This is a genomic window from Gilliamella sp. Fer4-1 (genome assembly GCF_001690515.1).
Lineage (GTDB): Bacteria > Pseudomonadota > Gammaproteobacteria > Enterobacterales > Orbaceae > Gilliamella > Gilliamella apicola_C.
The window spans coordinates 1-2,452 of the sequence record NZ_LZGZ01000057.1; the positions used below are offsets into that span (position 1 = coordinate 1).

Genomic DNA, 2,452 nt, shown 5'->3' on the forward strand with positions numbered 1-2,452 from the left:
TTTTCGCCTTTCCCTCACGGTACTGGTTCACTATCGGTCAATCAGGAGTATTTAGCCTTGGAGGATGGTCCCCCCTTCTTCAGACAGGATATCACGTGTCCCGCCCTACTCTATAAGCTTCCACATATCGCACCTTCGTGTACGGGACTTTCACCCTCTATCGTGCGACTTTCCAGACGCTTCCACTAATACTATATGCTACCCGCTTGGGCTTCTCCCCTTTCGCTCGCCGCTACTCAGGGAATCTCGGTTGATTTCTTTTCCTCGGGGTACTTAGATGTTTCAGTTCTCCCGGTTCGCCTCATATAACTATGAATTCATTATATGATAGTGTAGTCACCTACACTGGGTTTCCCCATTCGGACATCAACGGCTATAGCGCCTTTTATCGGCTCACCGTCGCTTTTCGCAGATTAACACGTCCTTCTTCGCCTCTGATTGCCTAGGCATCCACCGTGTACGCTTAATTTCTTAACCTTACAACTCACAGTTGTCTTGGTTTTCAATTTACGCTTTTTTCTCTTTTTTACTTCAACACTTTTAGTTTAATCAGCTTAACTCAACATTTATTAAATATATCATTAAACCAAAAATAAAAGTTTTCCGTAAAAACGAGAACTCGTTTCTTTCAGCTTGTTCCTAATTGTTAAAGAGCTTTATCTTTCTATTTACTCATCTTTTAACTCAAAGTAAATACAAACATAATTTTTAAAAAATAATTCCGTCGCACTTTATGGCGTCCCCTAGGGGATTCGAACCCCTGTTACCGCCGTGAAAGGGCGATGTCCTAGGCCTCTAGACGAAGGGGACTGAATTATTTCTATTCCAAACAAACAATCTGTGTGAACACTTACGAGCTCTTCGTAAGGAGGTGATCCAACCACAGGTTCCCCTACGGTTACCTTGTTACGACTTCACCCCAGTCATGAACCACACCGTGGTAAACGCCCTCCCGAAGGTTAAGCTATCTACTTCTGGTGCAACCCACTCCCATGGTGTGACGGGCGGTGTGTACAAGGCCCGGGAACGTATTCACCGTGACATTCTGATTCACGATTACTAGCGATTCCGACTTCATGGAGTCGAGTTGCAGACTCCAATCCGGACTTAGACGTACTTTATGAGGTCCGCTTGCTCTCGCGAGGTCGCCTCCCTTTGTATACGCCATTGTAGCACGTGTGTAGCCCTGGTCGTAAGGGCCATGATGACTTGACGTCGTCCCCACCTTCCTCCGCTTTATCAACGGCAGTCTCCTTTGAGTTCCCGGCCAAACCGATGGCAACAAAGGATAAGGGTTGCGCTCGTTGCGGGACTTAACCCAACATTTCACAACACGAGCTGACGACAGCCATGCAGCACCTGTCTCACAGTTCCCGAAGGCACTCCCATATCTCTACAGGATTCTGTGGATGTCAAGACCAGGTAAGGTTCTTCGCGTTGCATCGAATTAAACCACATGCTCCACCGCTTGTGCGGGCCCCCGTCAATTCATTTGAGTTTTAACCTTGCGGCCGTACTCCCCAGGCGGTCGATTTATCGCGTTAGCTTCGGAGCCCATCACTCTAGGCAACAAACTCCAAATCGACATCGTTTACAGCGTGGACTACCAGGGTATCTAATCCTGTTTGCTCCCCACGCTTTCGCATCTCAGCGTCAGTATCTGTCCAGAAGGCCGCCTTCGCCACCGGTATTCCTCCACATCTCTACGCATTTCACCGCTACACGTGGAATTCTACCTTCCTCTACAATACTCTAGTTAACCAGTTTTAAGTGCAATTCCTAGGTTGAGCCCAGGGCTTTCACACCTAACTTAATTATCCGCCTACATGCCCTTTACGCCCAGTCATTCCGATTAACGCTCGCACCCTCCGTATTACCGCGGCTGCTGGCACGGAGTTAGCCGGTGCTTCTTCTGTAATTAACGTCAATTGTTGCACCTATTAGATACAACACCTTCCTCATCACCGAAAGTACTTTACAACCCGAAGGCCTTCTTCATACACGCGGCATGGCTGCATCAGGGTTCCCCCCATTGTGCAATATTCCCCACTGCTGCCTCCCGTAGGAGTCTGGACCGTGTCTCAGTTCCAGTGTGGCTGGCCATCCTCTCAGACCAGCTAGAGATCGTCGCCTAGGTGAGCCTTTACCCCACCTACTAGCTAATCCCATATGGGTTCATCAAATGGCGCATGGCCCAAAGGTCCCATGCTTTGGTCTCTCAACTTTATGCGGTATTAGCAGTCGTTTCCAACTGTTGTCCCCCACCATTCGGCAGATCCCCATACTTTACTCACCCGTCCGCCACTCGTCATCAAGTGCAAGCACTTATGTTACCGTTCGACTTGCATGTGTTAAGCCTGCCGCCAGCGTTCAATCTGAGCCATGATCAAACTCTTCAATTTAAAGTTTGATGCTCAATAACTGTCTCTGACATATTCAAATGAATCTTCAG

Annotated in this window: 1 tRNA gene and 2 rRNA genes; all 3 read right to left on the reverse strand. The window is 48.2% G+C overall.

The annotated features are described in order from the left end of the window. Window positions 1–477 (reverse strand): 23S ribosomal RNA (locus A9G30_RS01915); the annotation flags it as partial. A 257-nt stretch (window positions 478–734) separates the two neighbouring features. Next, a tRNA-Glu gene (locus A9G30_RS01920) sits at window positions 735–810 on the reverse strand. Window positions 811–864: 54 nt separating this feature from the next. Continuing rightward, window positions 865–2,402 (reverse strand): 16S ribosomal RNA (locus A9G30_RS01925). Between the last annotated feature and the right edge of the window lie 50 nt (window positions 2,403–2,452).